The organism is Rhodococcus daqingensis (assembly GCF_042665615.1).
Lineage (GTDB): Bacteria > Actinomycetota > Actinomycetes > Mycobacteriales > Mycobacteriaceae > Rhodococcus_G > Rhodococcus_G daqingensis.
In genome coordinates this window covers 30091-49602 of record NZ_JBHTCS010000014.1, presented here as the reverse complement: position 1 = coordinate 49602, position 19512 = coordinate 30091, and the positions used below count along the sequence as shown (strand labels likewise).

Genomic DNA, 19512 nt, shown 5'->3' with positions numbered 1-19512 from the left:
GACCACGTGACCCAGTTGACCGACGAGCGCGCGACGCCCGCAGTCGACACCCTGATCGTCAGCCCGGCCCCGGCCGCGCCCGCCCTGGACCTCGGCCCGACCGACCGGATGCGCGGCTGGGCGGTCACCATCGTCCTCACCACGCTGGCGGCGATCACCCGTTTCGCCATGCTCGGTTACCCCACGGACGCGGGCACCCCGGTGTTCGACGAGAAGCACTACGCACCGCAGGGCTGGCAGGTGCTGACCGGCGGCTGGCTCGAGGACAACCCCGGGTACGGCCTCGTCGTGCATCCGCCGATCGGCAAGCAGCTGATCGCCGTCGGGGAGGCGATCTTCGGCTACAACGGCTGGGGCTGGCGGTTCGCGTCCGCGGTCGCCGGCACCATCCTGGTGTTGCTGGTGATCAGGATCGTGCGCCGGATGGCCCGTTCCACCCTGGTCGGCGCGATCGCCGGGTTGCTGCTCATCGCCGACGGCGTCACCTTCGTGTCCTCGCGGATCGGGATGCTGGACATCTTCATGGCGGTGTTCGTGGTCGCGGCGTTCGGCTGCCTCGTGGTGGACAGGGACGAGGTGCGCGAGCGGATGGCGCTCGTGTGGGTGGAGGGACGGATCCACGACTCGCCCTGGGGACCGCGCCTCGGCGTGCGCTGGTGGCGGTTCGGTGCGGGCGTGCTGCTCGGGTTGGCGTGCGGCACGAAGTGGTCCGGCGTGTACTTCATCGTCTTCTTCGGCCTCCTCAGCGTCGCCTTCGATGTCGCCGCGCGGCGCGCCTACGGGGTCCGCCGGCCGTGGGTCGGCGTCTGGCTGCGCGACGTGGGGCCCGCCCTCTACGCGCTGGTGCTGGTTCCGGTTCTGGTGTACCTGGCGAGCTATTGGTCGTGGTTCGCCTCGGAGACCGGTGTGGACCGGAACGCCGTCGGCACCAAGGTGGGCCTCGGCGGGCAGTTCGCGTTCGTCCCGGACGCCTTGCGCTCGCTCTGGTACTACAGCGGCAACGTGCTCGACTTCCACTCCGGGCTGACCAACTCCGCGGGCAACCACCACCCGTGGGAGTCCAAGCCCTGGTCCTGGCCGATGGGCCTGCGGCCGATGCTGTACTACTTCGCCGACGGTGACCAGATCTCCGGGTGCGGCGCATCGACCTGTGTCAAGGCGGTCATGCTCATCGGCACCCCCGCCATGTGGTGGCTGGCGCTGCCGATGCTCGCCTGGGCGCTGTGGCGCACGGTGGTGTCCAGGGACTGGCGATACGCGGCCGTGCTCACCGGATACGGTGCCGGACTCCTGCCCTGGTTCGTCACCATGGACCGGCAGATGTACTTCTTCTACGCCGTCGCGCTGGCCCCTTTCCTCGTGATGGGACTGGCGCTGGCACTGGGCGAGATCATCGGCCACGCCCGGTCCTCGGCGGAACGCCGCGGAACCGGCCTGCTCGCGGTGTGTCTCTACCTCGGGCTGGTGGTCGCGAACTTCATCTGGCTCTGGCCGATTCTCACCGCGATGCCGATCACGCCGGAGGCCTGGCAGCACCAGCTCTGGTTGCCGAGCTGGCGCTGACCCGGCAGTACGGGCAGCCCCACATCAATCCAATCAAGCATGCTTGATTGTTTTTCCGTTCGCGCCTACAGTCGCCTCGCAAGGGGCCCTCTGTGACCCCAGTCACCAACATCGTGGGCGCCCAGCCGTTCGGGTGGCGCGTCCTTTCGACGTCCAGTGGAGGCCACACATGCAACCCGATCTGTCCGGTCTGACCGAGCTCGAGGTCAATCTGGCCACCCGCACCTCGTTGGGTGACGCCCTCACCCGGTCCGCACGAATGTTCGGCGCTCGCACCGCGATCGCCGATCGTGGCCGATCGGTGACCTACGCCGAACTCGACCGGGCCGCGGAGTCCGTCGCGGGCGCGCTCCTCGATGCGGGCCTGGCCCGCCAGCAGCCGGTCGCGATGCTGATGGGCAATTCGTGGCAGTTCGTCGCGACCTACTTCGCCTGCGCCAAGGCCGGTCTGGTGGCGATGCCGGTGAACGTCGTGCTCGCGCCCGAGGACATCGCATGGATCCTGAACGACTCGGGGACCACCACGATTGTTGCCGATGCCGCCTTCGGGCCGCTGCTCGACAAGATCCTGCCCGGGCTGGACTCGGTGACGTCCGTCGTCCTCGTCGGCGCGGAGCCCGCCGCGACGGTGGGCGGGCTGGACGCCCGGTCCTGGGAGGACCTCGCGGCGCGCGGGACCTCGGGGCCGGTCGAGGTGCTGGTCGAGGACCGCGACACCGCGCAGTGCCTGTACACCTCCGGCACCACCTCCCGACCCAAGGGCGTGCTCGCCAGCCACACGGCGGTGTTCGTCGCGGGCCTGACGAACGCCTTGATGCAGGGCGGGTCCTGGGGCGGCGACCACGCGACCCTGGTCAACGTGCTGCCGATGTTCCACACCACGGGCCTGAACACGCTCGTCCTGCCGACCCTGATGATCGGCGGCACCGTGGTGCTCCCCGGCCCGTTCGACCCGGGCGCCGTGCTCGATGCGATCGAGTCGCACCGCGCGACGCACGTGATGTTCCTGCCGATCATGTACCGCGCGCTGCTGGGGGCGCAGGCCGCGACGGCACGGGACCTCTCCTCGGTCCGACTGTGCATCTACGCGATGGCGCCGATGCCCGGCGAGCTGCTCGACCAGGTCGACGAGGCTTTCCCGAACGCCGCGGTCATCCTCGGGTCCGGTCAGACCGAGGTGGTGCCCGCGACCGTGCTGCAGTGGCCCGAGCACCGCCACACCAAGGCGAACTCGTGGGGCCCGCCGGTCCCGACCGTCGAGGTGCAGATCATGGACGGCGCCGGCGCCCTGCTGCCCGCCGGAGAGAGCGGCGAGATCGTCTATCGGGGGCCGCATGTCAGCAGCGGCTACTGGAACAACGCCGACGCGAATCGGGCGGCCTTCGCGCACGGCTGGTTCCACAGCGGCGATGTCGGCCACCTCGACGAGGACGGGGTCGTCTGGTTCACCGACCGACTCAAGGACATCATCAAGAGCGGTGGTGAGAACGTCTCGTCCGTGGAGGTCGAGCGCGTCGTCGCGGCGGCGCCCGGCGTGCAGGAGTGTTCCGTGGTCGGCCTGCCGGACGACCGCTGGGGTGAGGCTGTGTGCGCCGTCGTCGTCGCCACCGACGCCGACATCGCGCCCGCCGAGCTCGAGGCCCAGGTGATCGCGCACGCCAAGCTGCACCTGGCCGGCTTCAAGGTGCCCAAGCGGGTGATCGTCCTCGACGCGCTGCCCAAGACGGCGACCGGCAAGGCCCGCAAGCACGAGCTCAGGGCCGACCTGAGCCGGTGAGCGCGAAGGTGCGACGGAAACCCTTGATTGCCTTCGGTTTCCGTCGCACCACCCTTGCCGCTACCGACTGACCTGCTTGGCCCGCGTGCGGGGACGCGGCAGCCGCCGAGGTTCGCCCTTCGCCTCCAGGATCATCGGGTCGTGGCACAGGTCTCGGTAGAGGGCAACGCACAGACCGATCATCACCAGGACGAACGGCGCCGCCGCGATGATCGTCATCGTCTGCAGTCCGTGCAGTGCATCCTCGCCGCCCGTCCACAGCAGCAACGCCGCGACCCCGCCGGTGGCCAGGCCCCAGAAGATCACGACCCAGCGGCTGGGGTCGAGGGTGCCGCGCTGGGACAGCGTTCCCATCACCATCGAGGCGGCGTCGGCGCCGGAGACGAAGAAGATGGCGACCAGGAGCATCACCAGGACGGTCGAGATCCCCGCCAGCGGGAGGTTGTCCAGCATGCCGAAGAGCTGGGATTCGGAGCTGCCGCGTCCCGCGAGGTCGATGCCGGCGCGCTGCTCGCCGATGGCGGCGCCGCCGAAGACCGAGAACCAGACCAGGCTGACCACGCTCGGGACCAGGATCACGCCGATGACGAACTCGCGGATCGTGCGGCCGCGACTGATGCGGGCGAGGAACATTCCGACGAACGGGGTCCACGAGATCCACCACGCCCAGTAGAAGATGGTCCACGAGGACAGCCATTCGGCGGTGTCCGGGTTACTCGATGCCGCTGTGCGCGCGGACATCTCCGCGATCTCGGCGGCATAGGCGCCGAGGGTGGTCGGGATCAGGTTGAGGATCAGCACCGTCGGACCGAGCACGAACACGAAGGCCGCGAGCACCAGCGCCAGCACCATGTTGATGTTCGAGAGCCACTGGATCCCCTTGGCCACCCCGGAGACCGCGGACGCGACGAACACCAGCGTCAGCACGGCGACGATGGAGACCAGCAGCAGCGTGCCTGCCTTGTCCATCCAGCCGGCGACCTCGAAGCCCGAGCCGATCTGCAGCGCACCCAACCCGAGTGAGGCGGCGGTGCCGAACATGGTCGCGAAGATCGCCAGGATGTCGATGACCTTGCCGATCGGGCCCTCCGCACGGCGCCCGAGCAGCGCGACGAACGCGGAGCTGAAGAGCTGCTTACGGCCGCGCCGGTAGGTGCCGTAGGCGAGCGCCATTCCGACCACCGCGTAGGTGGACCAGGGATGCAGGCTCCAGTGGAACATGGTGGTCGCCATCGCGGTCCCGACTCCCCCGTCGGTCCCTGGCGGCGGGGTCACGAAGTGCGCGAGCGGCTCGGCCACGCCGAAGTACATGAGCCCGATACCCATTCCCGCGCTGAACATCATGGCGATCCAGCTGACGGTGTTGAACTCCGGCTTCTCGCCGTCCTTCCCGAGCGGGATCCGGCCGTACTTGCTCAGCGCCAACCACACCGAGAACAACACGAAGCCGGTCGCGGCGAGGATGAACAGCCAGCCCAGGTTGGTCACCAGCCAGTCGAGGACGGAGCCCGTGGCGGAGTCGAGGCTGTCCGGGCCGATCAGACCCCAGAGCAGGATTGCTGCCACGATCGCGGCCGTGACCCCGAACACGACACGGTCGGTCCGGACCCCGGTCGCGCGGGTGATGACGTGACCGATGATCTCCTCGTCGGTGCGGCCGGAATCCTGCTCGGGTAGATCGGAATTCGACGCCATGTGCCCCTACGTTGCTTGCCTGGTACGGCAAAAGCAAGCGCGACAGGCGCCGAACGGCGACCTACCCGAGCGGCGTCGACGTGCTACGCCACCGACCTTGCCGACTTTCTGCCGCCGAGGATCCCGTCGACGCTGAACCGTCCGGCCCCGGTCGCGGCGAGCAGCAGCGAGCCGACCCCGAGGGCCAGCACCAGCTCGTAGCCGCCTTCGCTGACGAAGATGCCCTTGTCGTAGTGCACGATGAAGAACGCCCCGACCATGTCGAGGAACAGCAGGATCCCCGCGATCGGCGTCGCGATCCCGGCGATGAGGGCGAACCCGCCCACCAATTCGACCGCCGCGGCCACGATTGCGGAGACGTTCGGCATGGGGGCGCCCATGCCCTCGAACGCGATCTGCGTCTTGTCGATGCCGTTGGTGAAGAACTTCTGCCAGCCGTGGGCGACAAAGATGATGCCGATGCCGATCCGGGCGATGAGGATGGCGAGGTCTCGGAATGCAGCGGATTTCATGACGATGTCCTTTTCGGTGTGCGACGCGACGGACTGGGTACCCACCAACTGTGACACAGTGATAGTTGAAGCGTCAACCAATGCGGCTCTGGTCGTCCGGTCATGCCCCGCGCAGCGCGGCCTTGAGCAACCGCTCGGCCGTCTCGTCGTCGAGCCCGAGCCCGCGGACCGTGGCGACGTAGTCGGTGGCGGCGCGCTGCGCGGCGGCCATCGAGGCGTCTCCGACCGCGGCCACGAACGATCCCAGCCGACCCCTCGTCTCGATCGCCCCGAGCTGTTCGAGCTCTCGATACGACCGGGCCACGGTGTTCGCCGCCAGCCCCAACTCCTCGGCGAGGGCCCGCACCGTCGGCAGCTTGGTGCCCGCGATCAGCTCGCCGCGCCGGACGCGATCGAGGATCTGCAGCCGCAGCTGCTCGTACGGCGCCGTGGACGAGTGTGGGTCGATGTCGATGCGCATGATCGAGGCTAACCCCGCGACGCCGCGGTCAGTCCGCGAACGCCTCCGCCACACCGTCGAACCACGCCGACTCCTCGACCAGGCTGCGACTGCGCCAGCCCTCGGGCGTGCGGACGAGCTCGTGGTTGTACCAGCCGCCACAGAAGAACTGCCTGTCCTTCTTGACGATCATCGGGTTGAAGAACATCGCCCGGACCCTGGCCCGGTCACCGTCGAGATCCACGTCGATGTTCGAGACGAAATGCTGCGTCTGCGCGAACAGGTCGAGCATCGTCGCCAGCTGCGCCACGACGAACTCCAGGTCACCGGTCGGTCCGCCGGCGGTGGAGTAGTCGATGTGCGCGTCCGGGGTGAACACGGTGCGATAGAGCGCCCAGTCCTTGCTGTCCACCGCATGCGCATAGCGGGTGAACAGATCCTGTATCTCGATGCGGTCGGAGATCGTCTGCAGGTCCATGCCGACATACAAACGCACCGGCGGTGGGTCGCGCCGCCGAATGCGACAACGACTGCCGTTCAGGTCGCCGTGGTGCCCGAGCGCCTCGCCGCGAGCGCCGCGGTGACGCGGACCAGATCCCGCGGCGACGACACGTCCAGCCCGGTCAGCGTCGCGAGCTTGCGAAGCCGATACAGCACCGTGTTCGGATGGACGTGCAGGGCCGCGGCCGCGGCCGCCCGGTCGTAGCCGGCGTCCACGAACGCCTCGAGGGTGCGCAGGATCGGCTCCTGGGCATCCAACGGGGACAACAGATTCGCCAGCACCGCGTGCGCGGCGCTCGGCCTGGTCAGTTGATACTCGACCGGGACGTCCCGCAGCCGGAAGAGCCCGCTGCGGTGCCCGTGACACCGCGCCACCTCGAGCACCTCGCGAGCCTCCTGCAACGCGCCCGGCACCCGGGACGGCGCCGCGGCGGAAACCGCGACCACGACCGCGGCGCCGATCGCCCGTTCGAGATCGAGCAGGTTGCGCCGCAGCTGCGCGTACTGGGGGCTGCCCTCCCAGTTGTCCTCGGCGGGATCGGAATCGACGATGGGGATCAGCGCCGTCCCGCCGCTACTGGTCACCGCGCACAGCGCCTTGTCCCGGCCGACGTTGTCGAGTTCCCGCTGCAACCGCCGCACCTTGCGCCGCTCGGCCACCGCGGTGTCCACCTCCGCCGCGGATTCGTCGGGGTGCGGATCGACGTGGATCGCGGCGACCCAGTAGAGCCGGGCGAGCGTCAGGCCCACCCGGTCCGCGGTGCCGGCCGGGTCGGAACCCGCGGATAACGCCATCAGCAGGGCGCGCCTGGCGGCGTCGTCGTCCCCGGCCGACCCGTGATCCGACCCGTATCCGGCCACGACCGCGGACGTGGCGGCCAGCAGGTAGGTGTGCAGCTGCCGCCCGGCCCGCGCCAGGGCCTGGCCGTCCCCTTCGGTGGCCAGCTCGGAGATCGCCGCCCACCAGTGCTGGATCCCGAGGTGGTACGCGTGCAGGACCTCGGCGAGGGGTACCAGCTCCTCAGCACGGCGACCGGCCGAATCACGCAGCTCCGCCACCTCCCCCGGGTTCGGCTCACGCGCGCTCCGCAGCATCGCGATGAACAGCTCCAGATTGCGCCGCACGATGGCGGTGACGTCGTTGCGGATGGCCTCCTCGGGCAGCGACCGATAAAAGGGGACATCGGTCCGCACCGCGTGCACCGTCTCCGCGACCAGCACATGCGTCCGCTGGGCCAGCTGGTCGGCCAGTGACCGACCGCCGATCCTGATGGGCCCGTCCGGGTCGGTTTTGATTCCAGACACAAAATCCTCCGAATAGTTGATCGCAATCTACAACCACGACCAGGAGTTTTCCGATCAATATGTAATCCACGCCACTCTCCGATGCACAAAGGGCGCATCGCACGGGGGCGGGATATGAGAGAAGGAGTCTCGGTGACCAACATGATCCGCCGCGCCACCCGGTCGGGAGCCACGGCCGCCGCCACCCTGTGTCTGCTGGCGGCGGCAGCCGCGGGCAATGCCGGCGCCGCGCCGCTGCAACCCGGCGCGATCGACTACGTCGCGCTCGGCGACTCCGCCGCCGCGGGGCCGCTGCTCCCCGACCAGGACATGAGCGCGCCGGGATGCCTGCGGTCGCGGGACAACTACCCCGCGGTGGTCGCCGCGGCCCTCGGCGCCACCCTCACCGACGTCACCTGCTCGTCCGCCAGGACGGCACACATCACCGACACGCGCCAGGGCACGTTCTCCGGAGCCGTGCCCCCGCAGCTCGATGCGTTGAGCCCCGACACCGACCTCGTCACGGTCACCATCGGAGCGAATGACTTCAACCTCTTCACGACCGCCCTCAGCTGCACCAACCCGCTGCCCCAGCCGACCGGCACGTCCTGCCGCGACAAGTTCACCGCGGGTGGACGCAACCACCAGCGGGACATGATCCGCGACTGGGCCCCGGCCTGGGGGGCGATGCTCGACAAGGTCCGCGAGCGCGCCCCCCACGCGGAGATCGCGGTGGTCGGGTACGGAACCTATCTCCGGCCGGGCGGATGCCCTGCGCAGCAGCCGATCTGGCCGCAGGACGCCGACTACCTGCAGAGCGTGATGGCCGACGCGAACGAGGCCATGGCGGCCGAGGCGGCCCGGCGCGGCATCCGGTTCATCGACATCAGGCAGGCCACCTCCGGTCACGACATCTGCGCACGCCCCGCGCAGGCCCACTATGCGGGCCTGGTCCCGGCGGAGCCCGCGGTGCCACTGCACCCGACAGTGCTCGGCATGCAGGCGATCGGCGCACACGTCGCCGACGAGTTGCGCTGAGCACATCACCTCACACACACCGCACCGCACCGCCTGCGGCAGTGCACTTTCCGTCCTCCCCTCACCGACCTAGCGAGGCCCCATGTCCGTGCACGAACCCACCGCTGCGCCATCGGCGCTGCCGACAGCCACGACCAAGGTCGTCAGCGGGGCGCTGATCGCCCTGTTCCTGGCGAATCTGGTCAACTTCTTCGACCGCGCGATCCCGTCGGTGGTCGCCGAACCCATCAAGGCCGAGTTCTCGCTCAGCGACCTGCAACTCGGCCTCATCATGTCGGCGTTCACGTTGGTGTACGCGGTGGCGGGACTGCCGCTCGGCCGACTCGCGGACCGCGGCGACCGGCCCAAGATCATCGGCGCCGGGCTGCTGTTGTGGAGCGGACTGACCGCGGCGACCGGTGCCGCGGGCAACTACATGCTCTTCATCCTGGCCCGGCTCGGTGTCGGTGTCGGCGAGGCCAGCTTCACCCCGGCCGCGAATTCGATGATCGGCGACATGTATCCGGCGGAGCGACGCTCACGAGCCCTCGGCATCTTCATGCTCGGGCTCCCGGTCGGACTCATGCTGGCGTACTTCACCGTCGGCAAGATCACGGAGGCCTTCGGATCGTGGCGGGCGCCGTTCTTCGTGGCGGCCGTGCCCGGCGTGCTGCTCGCCCTGGTCATGTTCCGCATGCGCGACCCCGAACGCGGCGGCTCGGAGCACACCGCCGCGAGCGGCGCCGACAGCACCGTCGAGAACGCCCCGATCACCCGGCCGATCCGTCGGCTGCTGTCGATCCCGACGCTGCGCTGGCTGATCCTCGCGGGGCTGACCTTCAACTTCGCCGCGTACGCGGTGAACTCGTTCGTGGTGCCGCTGCTGATGCGCCAGTACGAGCTGAAGCTGACGCCTGCCGCCGCGGTCACCGGGATCATCGTCGGGTTGACCGGACTGATCGGCCTGCTGGCGGGAGCGCGGCTGGCGGACCGCGCGTCGACCAGGTCGCCGAACGCGCGGCTCACCATCGGCGTCGTCAGCTGCGCGGTCGCCGCGCCGCTGACCGCCCTCGCGCTGATGCAGAACGGCGGGAGCGTCGTGGCCTTCACCGCCCTCTTCGCCGCCGGCTGGCTGCTCGCCTACGGCTTCTACATCAGTGTCTACCCGGCGATCCACGACGTCGTGGTCCCACGACTGCGCGCCACCGCGACCGCGCTGTTCTTCGCGGCGATGTACCTGCTCGGCGGGTTCTCGGGCCCGGTCGTGGTCGGCGCCATCTCCGACTGGTTCGCTCAGCGGGCCCTCGACGAGGCCGGCACCGGCACGCTGAAGCAGTTCGCAGGCGACGGGCTGAACTCGGCGATGTACCTCGTCCCGCTGATGCTGGTCCTCACGGCCGTGTTCATCTACCTGGCCACCCGAACCATCGCCGCCGACTCCACCCGGATGCGCCGGTCACTGGAAACCCGCTGAGCGGTTCCGGGAGAATGACCGTCATGGCCGACGCGACTATCTACCACAACCAGCGCTGCAGCACCTCGCGCACCGTTCTGAAGCTGATCGAGGAGGCCGGCATCGAGCCGACCATCGTCAAGTACCTGGAGACGCCGCCCTCGCGCGACGGACTGCGGAAACTCCTCGACGACGCCGGACTCAAGCCGAGCGAGGCGATCCGCAAGAAGGAAGCGCTCTACAAGGAACTCGGCCTGGCCGAGGCGAACGAGGACGAACTGCTCGAGGCGATGGTGGAGAACCCGATCCTGATCGAGCGGCCCATCGTGGTGACGGCCAAGGGCACCGTGCTCGCCCGGCCCGCCGAGCGGGTCGCCACGATCCTGTAGTCAAGACCGATCCGAACACGGCCCCGCCGGCTCGCGCCGACGGGGCCGTCTCGCATTCGCCCTGGGGATCCCTAGGATCCCGCCGAACCGAGATCGACCGAGCCCAGATCCACCGAGCCCAGGTCCACCGAGCCGAGATCCACCGAGCCCGACGCGGCCTCTTCCTCTTCCACCACCGGCTGCGGCTCCGGCTCCGTCACGACCGGGGTCTCGGGCACCGCGGCCGCCTCCGGCGTCCAGACACCACAGTTGTAGGTGACGAAGGTGCTGTCGGTGGCCTGCAGCGTGACCTCCGCCGGGCCGTTGGTCTGCATGTACTCGACCACCGCAGGCTGCCCGTTCGTGAGCGCGAGCCGCGTCCACGTGCAGGGCGCACCGAGGGTGGTCGGGCCCGTCGACTCGTACGTGCCGGGCGCGAGCCCAGCGGTACCCACCTGGAACCCTCCGTCGTGGGTGATCACCGGGGTGCCCGCAAAGGCGACGCCCGCGCCCGCGAGAACGCCTCCGGCGACCGCCACGGATGCGATGGACATCGAAACCAGCTTGCGCATAACTTCCTTCCGCTCACTAAGTCAGTTGGACAATTGTCCAACTGGGAAGGTAGCCACCATCGGGGTGATCACATGCCGAATCACACATAGGTGACGCGAGTCACATCACCGGGTCGGCGGCAACGGTTTCGCCTGCCGCACCAAACCTTTGACGGTCAGAGCAGATCGCGCGACACCGGGCAGGACATGCACCGCGGTCCACCCCGGCCGGAGCCGAGCTCGGATCCGGAGATACGCAGCACCTCGATGCCCGACGCCTCCAGTCGCGAGTTGGTCACCACGTTCCGCTCGTAGGCGACGACCACCCCCGGCTGCAGGGCGAGGGTGTTGTTGCCGTCGTCCCATTGCTCACGCTCGGCGGTGACGTGGTCGAGTCCGGTGTCGATCACCCGGAGCTTGCCGATACCCATCGCGTCGGCCGCGGCCTTCAGGAACGGCTCGGCACCTCGAATGCTGACACCGTCGTCCTCGCGGTGAATGGTGAACGCGGACAGGCTGTCCTGTATCGCGGGGTACATGACCACCGCATCGACATCCACCATCGTGCACACCGTGTCCAGGTGCATCGACGCTCGCGACTGGGCGATCGGGACCACCAGCACCGAGTGGGCCAGGCCGTCCTCGAAGACGCTGCGAGCCAAGGCCTCCGCCCCGGCCGGGGTGGTCCGCTCACCCACCCCGACCGCCACCACGCCCGGCGCGAGCAACAACACGTCGCCACCCTCGACCGGCGCGGTGTGCGACTCATAGGCCCGGCGGACCCCGCGGAAGCGCGGGTGATGCGCATAGATCAGGTCGGTCAGCGAGGCCTCACGCACCCGGGCGGGCAGTGCCAGCGAGGTGATCGCGACCCGGTCCCCGATCCAGAACGACGAGTCCCGCGTGAACAGCAGGTTCGGCAGCGGCTCGATCACGAAGTCGGCGCCGTGGTGCATTCGCCGGACCAGCGATGCGCCGCTGGGCCCGAGCGGGAGTTCGTCGAAGGTCATGCCCGCGGTCAAGACGGTGGCCAGCATCGCGGGCTCCACGGTGCGCAGATGCGCGGCGAGCTCCTGTGCCAGCGGGTGTCCGAGGCGGCGTGGGTCGACCGCCGCCGAGATGCCTTGCATGCGGGCCGCCCCGCTCACCGTCAGAGTCTCGGTCAACACCTCGGACAGCAGCAGCACCTCCACCCCGTGCGAGCGCAGCAGCGCGGCGAACGCATCGTGTTCCTCCTGTGCCCGGTCCACCCAGGGCAACCCGTCGAACAACAGCTGGTCGTTGTTGCGCGGGGTCAGCCGCTTGAGTTCGTCGCCGGGGCGGTGCAGCAGCACGGTGCGCAGGGTGCCCACCTCCGAGTTGGCCCCCAGCACGGACGGTCCCTCGTTCCCCACGGCGCTGCGCTCCATGGCTAGACGGTAGTTCGCGACCGGCCGCGCCGCGAGGGCTTCCGATCCCGGCCACACGAGGAGCCCGGTCACCGCCCGGACTCCCCCAACTATTGTCGAGGTCTACGACAGGAGGCAAAGGTGGAGATGCCGGACTGGAAGGCCAAGGAACTCACGCCCGGGCAGCTGTCCGAGCGCAGCGGGGTAGCCGTGTCCGCGTTGCACTTCTACGAGCGCGAGGGCCTCATCGAGAGCCGTCGGACCAGCGGGAACCAGCGCCGCTACACGCGCGACACGCTGCGCCGGGTGGCCTTCGTCCGGATCTCTCAGCAGGTCGGCATCCCGCTCGCGGAGATCCGGCAGGCGCTCGACACCCTGCCCGAGGGACGGACCCCGACCCGTGCCGACTGGGAGCGGCTCTCGACGAGTTGGCACGCCGACCTGGACCGGCGCATCGAGCAGCTCACCCGGCTCCGGGACAACCTCACCGGCTGCATCGGCTGCGGATGTCTGTCCATGAACAGCTGCGCGCTGGCCAACCCGCACGACCGCCTCGCCACAGCCGGACCCGGCGCCCGCGTACTCGACGTCCGCCTCCGCTGCTGAGCACTCAGCGCAACAGCCCGCGCTCGCGCGCGCCCGCCACCGCGGCCGTCCTGCTGTCGACGCCGAGCTTGGCGAACACGTGCACCAGATGCGACTTCACGGTCGCCTCGGTGACGAACAACTGCTTGGCGATCGCCCGGTTCGACAACCCGTCCGCGACCAGCCGGACGATCTCCGTCTCGCGAGCACTCAGGTCCACCCGGGGCTCCCGGATGCGGCGGTACAACCGTTGCGCCACATCCGGATTGAGCACCGTCTCGCCCCTGGACGCGGCCCACACGGCGTCCAGCAACACCTGCGGATCGCTGTCCTTGAGCAGGTATCCGGCCGCACCCGCCTCGACCGCGCGCAGGATGTCGGCATCGGTGTCGTAGGTGGTGAGCACCACCACCCGCGGCGGATCGGGTCGCGCCATGATCGCCTCGGTGGACTGCGCGCCGTCCATGCCCGCACCGAGCCTCAGGTCCATCAGCACCACGTCCGGTCGGGTGGTCTCGACCAACTCGAGCGCCTGCTCGCCCGAGGCCGCCTCCGCCACCACGTCCACGCCCTCGTGTGAGGACAGCAGCGCACGCAAACCCGCCCGGACCACCGGGTGATCGTCGACCAGCAACAGCCGCAACCGCGGGCCGGTCACGACTGTGCCCCGGTGACGGGAAGCGTTGCCGCGAGAGCGGTTCCATCGCCGGGCGCCGATTCGACGACCAGCGAACCCCCCAGCGTGCCGAGTCGATCGCGCATCGCCCGCAGCCCGAAGGAAGCCGGGTCGACCACCGAATCCGGGTCGAACCCGACCCCGTCGTCGACCACGTCGAGGCGCACCTCGTCCTGGTCGTAACTCAGTGTCACCCGGACCTGTTCGGCCCGTGAATGCAGCCGGACGTTCGCCAGCGCACTCTGCGCCACCCGCAACAACGCCACATCGAAGTCCATCGGCAGCGGCAGCGGATCCCCCTCGACGCGCAGCACGCCGACGATGCCCGCGTGCCGGCGCAACTGCTCCAACTGGCGGCCGAGCGCCGACTCGAGTGAGGCGTCCTCCAGTGCCGACGGCGCCAGCGCCCCGACCACCCGGCGCGCCTCACCCAGGTTGTCCTGGGCGCTCTCCGCGATCTGCGCGAGGATCGCCTTGGGGTCGCCGCTGCGCTGACCCGCACGCGCCAGCAGCACGATGGACGAAAATCCCTGCGCAAGAGTGTCGTGAATGTCCCGAGCCAGCCTCGCGCGCTCGGCCACAGCACCGGCCTCGCGCTGCAACGCCGCCAGTTCATCCTGCGCACTGAGCAATTCGTCGTGCGATCGGGTCAGCTCGTCCAGCAGGCGCTGACGTTGCTGGGTGTCACGCAGCAACTGCTGGTAGATCAGCGCCATCCCCGCGGCGGCGGTCGCACCGAAGATCGGACCGAGGAAGGACGCGACGGTGTTGCTGCTGCCGTGCCAGAGCGTGGCCGCGATGACGACGGCCGTGATCGCGACCGTCGCCGCCAGCGCAACCCTGGTCGAGAGCAGATGGAAGCACAGGAAGAACAGCGGGAACGCCACCCACACGAAACCGGCGGCGAGCACGGACAGACCGAGCCAGCCGAGCACCAGGACCCCCAGCCACAGCGGGCCGTACCAGTCGCGGCCGGTGGCCTCTGCTGCGCGGCGGGCAAACCACACCCCGAGCAGATACCAGACCAGCACCGCCGCGGCGAGCACGAATGCGGGCAGCGGATTCGGCTCATCGACGGCCGCTCTGGCGGTCCCGACGGCGAGCAGGAGGACGAAGAGCCCATGCGCACCGAACTGCATGATGCGCAGCACCGGTGTCGGGCCACGGTCATGGCGGTATTCCGGCAACAGCATTTCATCCACGCTAACACCACCTCGAGGCCCTGACCGGCCGCGATCCCAGATCTCCCACTTTCGATTGATCCGGACGCCCATCCGTTGCGCGATGCGGGACAGACCTCGGGGTCGCGAGGCTGGAAGCCATGTTCCTCAGTATCCGTGACCTCCGATTCGCCAAGGGCCGGTTCGCTCTCATGAGCGCGGTCCTGTTCCTCATCTCGCTGATGGTCGTGATGCTCTCCGGCCTCACCGCGGGACTCGGGAATCAGTCGATCGCGGCGATCCAGAACGTGGGCGCGGACCGGTTCGCGTTCGGCGCGCCCGCCGAGGGTCAGAAGGTCGCGTTCACCGACTCCCAGGTCACCGAGGCCCAGCGGGCCCAGCTCGCATCGACCCCCGGTGTGGACGAGGCCTCGATCCTCGGCATCGCGCCCATCCGGATCACCGTCGACGGTCGCGATGTCAGCGCCAGCGGCTTCGGCGTCGCGAGCGACTCCTTCGCCGCGCCCGCCCCGCTGCACGCGGGCGAGATCGCGGTCGACCGGGAACTCGCGGACGACAACGGCTGGGCCGTCGGCACCACCGTCGACATCGCCGGGCACCCGCTCACGATCGGCACGCTCGTCGACGACTCGTACTACAGCCACCAGTCGGTGGTGTGGCTCGACCTGTCGGACTGGCGCCGGCTGCCGACCGCGGGCGACAGCGAGGGCACGACGATCGCGCTGCGCACCTCCCCGGACTTCGACGCGGCGGCCGCCGAATCCGCCACCGGCACCGCGATCACCGACGAGAAGGGCGCACTCAACGCGATCGGCGCATATTCCTCCGAGCGCGGCTCGCTGTTGCTGATGCAGGGCATGCTGCTGGCGATCAGCGCGTTGGTCGTCGGCGCCTTCTTCACCATCTGGACCATCCAGCGCGGTCAGGATCTGGCCGTTCTCAAGGCCATCGGCGCCTCCACCCGCTACCTGCTCGTCGACGCACTCGGCCAGGGGCTGATCGTGCTCACCCTCGGCGCGGGCCTCGGCACCCTCGCCGCGATCGGGCTCGGCTCGGTGGCCGCGACCGTGGTCCCGTTCACCCTCACGGTGACCGGCACCCTCGTCCCGTTCTTCGCGCTGATCGCGCTGGGCATGCTCGGCGCCGCGGCGGCGCTGACCCGCATCGTCAAGGTCGACCCGCTGACCGCGCTCGGCGCGGCCAGGTAACCGCCGACGGCACCGCCGCCACACGTAAACCCCACGCCTCCAGGAGTATCCATGAGCATCAGCCTGCAGAACACGGTCCTCACCTATCCCGACGGCGACACCCGGCTCCGCGCCCTCGACGATGTGTCCCTCACGGTCGAGCGCGGCGAACTCGCCGCGATCACCGGGCCGTCCGGCTCGGGCAAGTCCAGCCTGCTCGCCGTCGCCGGCCTGCTGATCACCCCCGACTCGGGCACGGTCACCATCGACGGCACCGACGTCACCGGCCTGGACAGGACGGCCCGCACCACCGTGCGCCGCCAGCAGCTCGGATTCGTCTTCCAGCAGGCGAACCTGATGGCCTCGCTGACCGCAACGGAGCAGCTGCTGATGATCACCCACCTGGGCGGCGGCAGCGTTCGCGGCCAGCGCGCCAGGGCCAGGGACCTGCTGTCCACGTTGGGGCTCGAGAAGCAGCTGGACCGGCGACCGCACCAGCTCTCCGGTGGACAACGGCAGCGGGTCGCGATCGCGCGCAGCCTGATGAACGACCCGTCGGTGCTGCTCGTCGACGAGCCGACCTCGGCGCTGGACGAGGACCGCAGCCGCGAGATCGTCGGGCTGCTGGCAACTCTCAGCCACGAACGCGACGTGGCGATCGTGATGGTCACCCACGACCTCGGCCAACTCGATCTCGTCGACAACGTCTACGAAATGCACAGCGGGGCCCTGTCGAAGGCAACCGTGCCCGCCTAGCAGGCTGCCGGATTCAGACCGGCGGCAGGAGCTTGCTGAACTGGTCATTGGCCTTCTGCATCACGAACTCGTACGGCGGCGCGAACTTGCGGGCCCACCAGTACCCGAACCGGATGTCGTTCGAGGTGTAGACCAGATAGCGGTTCTTCTTGATGCCGCGGACGATGCACTCCGCGACCTTCTCCGGTGAGACCGCGCGCTTCTCGAAGCGGTGCACCAGCTTTCGAATCCGCGGATCGTCGCGGTCCACCCCGGCGATCTGCACCGTGCCGACCAGCGGGGTCTTCACCCCACCCGGCACGACGAGGCTGACGCCGATGCCGTGCCGCTTGAGGTCGAAGCGCAGGACCTCGGACACCCCGCGGAGGCCGAACTTGCTGGCGCTGTAGGCGGCATGCCAGGGCAACGCGAGCAGACCCGCCGCGGAGGAGACGTTGACCAGGTGACCACCGCGGCCCGCGCGCACCATCGGCGGCACGAAGTTCTCGATGATGTGGATCGGCCCCATGAGATTGACGTCCACCATGGACTTCCAATGGCGGTGTTCGAGATTCTCCACGGTGCCCCAGGCGGAGATGCCCGCGACGTTCATGACGACGTCCAGACTGCCGTGGGTGTCATGGATCTCCGTCGCCCACGCGGTGACGGCGTCGTAGTCGGATACGTCCAGCGCCCTCGACACGGTCACCTCGGCGCCCGTGTCGGCGATCATCGAGACGGTCTCCGCCAGGCCGACCTCGTTGATGTCGGTGAGGAACAGCTCGGCGCCCTCCGCCGCGGAGGCCAGGGCCGTGGCCCGCCCGATCCCGCTTCCGGCCCCGGTGATCAGGCACTTCTTACCCCGCAGGTCCCTCACGATGTCCGCCCCTCACGTCGTCTCGGTCGATCACGCGGAGTCTAAACGACCACGACGCCCCGCCCGGAGATGTCCGGGACGGGGCGCCGTGGGTAGGTCAGCTGTCAGGATCGATCAGCTTTCAGGAACCGAACGTCGGCATCGAGCTGCCCGCGCCGGGTTCACCGGGTACCGGCTCATCCTGGACGGTGACCGTCCCCGATGCCTCCGAGGGGAGGTAGCCGGGCGCACCCGAGTACACCGCGCGGACGTCGCGGACGCCGCTGACGGTGAACATGTAGCTCTGGCTGGCCAATCCGTCCTTGACAGGCACCGGGTTGCCCAGAGGCTCCGGACCGCTGAAGAACTGGAGGGTGCCGCCGACCGCCTTCGGCGCGACGTTCGCCCTCAGGAACACGTACTGGCCCTTCTGTGCGAGCGCAGGCAGATTCAGGGTGATCGTGGTCGCGACATCCGTCGCGCCCGGATCCGTGATGCTCAGTGTCTTCGCCGCCGAGGTGGAACCGGCGAACCCGGGTGCTCCGCCGACTCCGGGGGCGCCGGAGAAGATCGCGGTGATCGACTTGTTGCCGGGCACCGAGAAGTTCTGCGTCACGCTGGCCTTGCCGTCGGGGCCGACCGGGGCGGTCCCCAGCTCGGTCATGCCGTTCTTGAAGGTCACCGTGCCGGCACCCGGGAACGGCGAGACCTGCGCCTCGATGACCACGTCCACGTTGATCACCGCACTCGCCGGCATGATCAGCGTGGTCTGCGTGGTCTGGTCGCCCGGATCCACGGTCACGGACTGCACCGCCGAGACCGACTCGATCGCGAACGGCGTCGCCAGGAACTTCGCGGTCAGGTCGTGCGGGCCGGCCTGGTTCGCGGCAGGCTTCCACTTGAAGGGCGCGGCGCCGGTGGCGTCGAGGGCCGCCGTGCCGATTTCGTTCGTGCCCGAGAAGAACTTCACCAGGTCACCCGCGCGGCCGCCGAGCGTCTTCGCCGTCAGCGTCGACTCGATGCCTGCCTTGAGCGGACCGACCGGGTTGAGCACCGTGGTGCTGACGTTCTTGGGCACCACGTACGCCGGGCCCAAGTTGAGGTTCTCACCCGAGGACGCCACGGCGCCGTACTTGAGCCCCGTGTTCAGCGCCACCTCACGGGGGCAGTTGGCCCCGACCACGTACTGGAACTCGAAGACCGGCGAGGTGTTGGCGTCCCAGTTGCCCGCAACCCGCAGCACGCCCGCACCTGAGCTCTGCAGCGCGACCGGGATCCCGGCCACCTTCGCCGAGTCCTTCTTATAGGTCAGGCAGGTGTTGCGCTGATCCTCGAACCAGTTGATCGTGTCGGCACCGGCGACCGTCGTGGACATGGTGACCACCTCGCCCTCGAGCGGGGCGGCGTTGCTCACCGTGCGGGTGAAGTTCTTACCCCCGTCCGCCCAAGTGATCGTCGCGGGCGCCGCGCCGGCGCCACCTGTCCCCATCGTCACCGCGAACCCCGCGGTGACCGCGAACGCACCCGCCATCGCGATGGTGCGGCGCACAGACCTCCCCGACATGCATTTCCTCCCAAAGACGAGGGCGCCCACACCTGTTGGGGTGGCCCTGTTGTGTCGTCACGGAATCCGACCCACCCGCAGCGGAGCCGTCGGCGTGCACAGAATCGAGCAGAAGTAGACCACGCCTCCCCCGCTCGCAATGTCGTTTTCGCAGAAGAAAAGGGACGGTTGTGCAAGTTA

The 19512-nt window shown here is 69.1% G+C and carries 19 protein-coding genes; 8 read left to right on the top strand and 11 right to left on the bottom strand.

Annotation, left to right across the window (positions count from 1 at the left end; genetic code table 11):
• Nucleotides 1-54: 54 nt before the first annotated feature.
• On the top strand, nt 55-1563 hold the full coding sequence (locus ACFQS9_RS12445; RefSeq protein ID WP_378405372.1) for a dolichyl-phosphate-mannose--protein mannosyltransferase: 1509 nt from the start codon (nt 55-57) through the stop codon (nt 1561-1563).
• A 169-nt stretch (nt 1564-1732) separates the two neighbouring features.
• Nucleotides 1733-3340, top strand: coding sequence for an AMP-binding protein (locus tag ACFQS9_RS12440; protein WP_378405032.1), 1608 nt, complete (start codon nt 1733-1735; stop codon nt 3338-3340).
• Nucleotides 3341-3400: 60 nt separating this feature from the next.
• Here the strand turns inward: ACFQS9_RS12440 and ACFQS9_RS12435 are convergent, their stop codons facing one another.
• The 5 genes from ACFQS9_RS12435 to ACFQS9_RS12415 form a co-directional block, all read right to left on the bottom strand.
• A complete protein-coding gene (locus tag ACFQS9_RS12435) occupies nt 3401-5035 on the bottom strand; it encodes a BCCT family transporter (RefSeq protein WP_378405030.1) in 1635 nt (544 codons plus the stop codon).
• Between the two features lie 83 nt (nt 5036-5118).
• Nucleotides 5119-5547: a DoxX family protein gene (locus tag ACFQS9_RS12430; RefSeq protein WP_378405028.1), complete on the bottom strand. Its 429-nt coding sequence runs from the start codon at nt 5545-5547 to the stop codon at nt 5119-5121.
• A gap of 100 nt (nt 5548-5647) precedes the next feature.
• Nucleotides 5648-6007: a GntR family transcriptional regulator gene (locus ACFQS9_RS12425; protein WP_378405027.1), complete on the bottom strand. Its 360-nt coding sequence runs from the start codon at nt 6005-6007 to the stop codon at nt 5648-5650.
• Between the two features lie 28 nt (nt 6008-6035).
• Entirely contained in the window at nt 6036-6464 is a 429-nt protein-coding gene (locus ACFQS9_RS12420) for a nuclear transport factor 2 family protein (protein ID WP_378405025.1), read from the bottom strand.
• A gap of 59 nt (nt 6465-6523) precedes the next feature.
• Entirely contained in the window at nt 6524-7792 is a 1269-nt protein-coding gene (locus tag ACFQS9_RS12415) for a PucR family transcriptional regulator (RefSeq protein WP_378405023.1), read from the bottom strand.
• Nucleotides 7793-7933: 141 nt separating this feature from the next.
• Between ACFQS9_RS12415 and ACFQS9_RS12410 the strand changes: the two genes are divergently transcribed.
• The 3 genes from ACFQS9_RS12410 (at nt 7934) to arsC (ending at nt 10630) form a co-directional block, all read left to right on the top strand.
• A complete protein-coding gene (locus ACFQS9_RS12410) occupies nt 7934-8809 on the top strand; it encodes an SGNH/GDSL hydrolase family protein (RefSeq protein WP_378405370.1) in 876 nt (291 codons plus the stop codon).
• A gap of 82 nt (nt 8810-8891) precedes the next feature.
• On the top strand, nt 8892-10262 hold the full coding sequence (locus ACFQS9_RS12405; protein WP_378405021.1) for a spinster family MFS transporter: 1371 nt from the start codon (nt 8892-8894) through the stop codon (nt 10260-10262).
• 14 nt (nt 10263-10276) lie between these two features.
• Entirely contained in the window at nt 10277-10630 is a 354-nt protein-coding gene (gene arsC, locus ACFQS9_RS12400) for an arsenate reductase (glutaredoxin) (protein ID WP_378405019.1), read from the top strand.
• A 71-nt stretch (nt 10631-10701) separates the two neighbouring features.
• On the opposite strand, the gene ACFQS9_RS12395 is transcribed toward arsC, so the two are convergent.
• Together ACFQS9_RS12395 and ACFQS9_RS12390 are read right to left on the bottom strand one after the other, a co-directional pair.
• Nucleotides 10702-11163, bottom strand: a complete 462-nt coding sequence (locus tag ACFQS9_RS12395; protein WP_378405017.1) for a hypothetical protein — start codon at nt 11161-11163, stop codon at nt 10702-10704.
• Nucleotides 11164-11336: 173 nt separating this feature from the next.
• Nucleotides 11337-12569 carry an arginine deiminase gene (locus ACFQS9_RS12390; RefSeq protein ID WP_378405015.1) on the bottom strand — a complete coding sequence of 411 codons (1233 nt, stop codon included), beginning with the start codon at nt 12567-12569 and terminating at the stop codon, nt 11337-11339.
• A 120-nt stretch (nt 12570-12689) separates the two neighbouring features.
• Here ACFQS9_RS12390 and soxR point away from each other — a divergent pair, with 120 nt between their 5' ends.
• Nucleotides 12690-13154, top strand: coding sequence for a redox-sensitive transcriptional activator SoxR (soxR, locus tag ACFQS9_RS12385; protein ID WP_378405013.1), 465 nt, complete (start codon nt 12690-12692; stop codon nt 13152-13154).
• Nucleotides 13155-13158: 4 nt separating this feature from the next.
• On the opposite strand, the gene ACFQS9_RS12380 is transcribed toward soxR, so the two are convergent.
• Both ACFQS9_RS12380 and ACFQS9_RS12375 read right to left on the bottom strand, forming a co-directional pair.
• The gene (locus ACFQS9_RS12380; protein WP_378405010.1) at nt 13159-13791 is read right to left on the bottom strand and encodes a response regulator; all 633 of its coding nucleotides are present in this window, start codon (nt 13789-13791) and stop codon (nt 13159-13161) included.
• Nucleotides 13788-15002: a sensor histidine kinase gene (locus ACFQS9_RS12375; protein WP_378405008.1), complete on the bottom strand. Its 1215-nt coding sequence runs from the start codon at nt 15000-15002 to the stop codon at nt 13788-13790. Before ACFQS9_RS12375 ends, ACFQS9_RS12380 begins: the two co-directional genes overlap by 4 nt.
• Before the next feature lie 128 nt (nt 15003-15130).
• Between ACFQS9_RS12375 and ACFQS9_RS12370 the strand changes: the two genes are divergently transcribed.
• Together ACFQS9_RS12370 and ACFQS9_RS12365 are read left to right on the top strand one after the other, a co-directional pair.
• Complete coding sequence (locus ACFQS9_RS12370) at nt 15131-16198, top strand: ABC transporter permease (RefSeq protein ID WP_378405006.1); 1068 nt, start codon at nt 15131-15133, stop codon at nt 16196-16198.
• Between the two features lie 51 nt (nt 16199-16249).
• Nucleotides 16250-16933 (top strand): ABC transporter ATP-binding protein, encoded by a 684-nt coding sequence (locus tag ACFQS9_RS12365; protein WP_378405004.1) that lies wholly within the window; start codon nt 16250-16252, stop codon nt 16931-16933.
• Between the two features lie 13 nt (nt 16934-16946).
• On the opposite strand, the gene ACFQS9_RS12360 is transcribed toward ACFQS9_RS12365, so the two are convergent.
• Entirely contained in the window at nt 16947-17789 is an 843-nt protein-coding gene (locus tag ACFQS9_RS12360; RefSeq protein ID WP_378405002.1) for an SDR family oxidoreductase, read from the bottom strand.
• A 121-nt stretch (nt 17790-17910) separates the two neighbouring features.
• Nucleotides 17911-19332, bottom strand: a complete 1422-nt coding sequence (locus ACFQS9_RS12355) for an Ig-like domain-containing protein (RefSeq protein WP_378405000.1) — start codon at nt 19330-19332, stop codon at nt 17911-17913.
• Nucleotides 19333-19512 lie beyond the last annotated feature (180 nt).